Raw genomic sequence first — 853 nt, 5'->3', positions numbered from 1 at the left:
GACGTCTTGCAGAGCACCATGACAGCATGTGGAGTCGTTTACAGGAAGAGTACCCAGATATCCAAGTCGTGCATCGCTTAGATATGTCGACGTCGGGATTGATGGTAATGGCTAAAAACAAGCGAGCAGAAAGTGCGTTGAAAAAGCAGTTCCAGTTCCGCTTAACGCATAAAATTTACTACGCACGCGTTTGGGGTCATGTCGAGCAGGAAGAGGGCGAAATCGATCTGCCATTGATCTGTGACTGGCCAAACCGTCCGCTGCAAAAAGTGTGTTTTGAAGATGGTAAGCCATCAAAAACTCTCTTCCAAGTCGCGAAGCGAGAAGAACATGAAGACGGAACAAAGACGACCATCGTACGTTTACTGCCTATTACTGGCCGCTCACATCAATTGCGTGTGCACATGCAAGCGTTGGGTCACCCTATTGTTGGTGATGAGTTCTATGCTACCGAAGAAGCCAAAGCCTTCTCTGAGCGTTTGGAACTGCACGCTTCTGAACTGAGCTTCTACCACCCGAAAAGTCACTGGCTCCGCAGTATTTTTGTTCCGTGTGACTTTTACCCGGAAGCCGAAGAGATGATCTTTGACTATTTCGATCCAGAGCGTAAATTACCTGATTACAAAACACTGCCACGCCCATAAATAGATTTCATTAGGCAGTGAACAAGGAGCCGTTATGTCACTGCCTAAAGTGGTCTTTCTCGACCGCGCCACCATTCCCAATCACATTCAAGTCCCGCGCCCTAAGTTTCCTCATCATTGGATGGAGTATGAACTGCCACCGCCTGAGTTCGTGGTTGAGCGCTTGGCTGATGCCGATATCGTCATCAGCAATAAAGTGGTGTTGGATC

Annotated in this window: 1 protein-coding gene and 1 pseudogene; both read left to right on the top strand. The window is 48.2% G+C overall.

Going from position 1 to position 853, the window contains the following annotated elements; all coding sequences use genetic code 11:
* The coding region (locus R7Z50_RS26005) for a pseudouridine synthase (protein ID WP_318149541.1) at window positions 1–644 on the top strand (644 nt) is incomplete at its 5' end.
* A 34-nt stretch (window positions 645–678) separates the two neighbouring features.
* Window positions 679–853 (top strand): annotated as a pseudogene (locus R7Z50_RS26000) (glycerate dehydrogenase); the annotation flags it as partial.

This window comes from Vibrio sp. 1249-1 (genome assembly GCF_033340495.1).
This window is presented reverse-complemented; position numbering and strand designations above follow the sequence as displayed.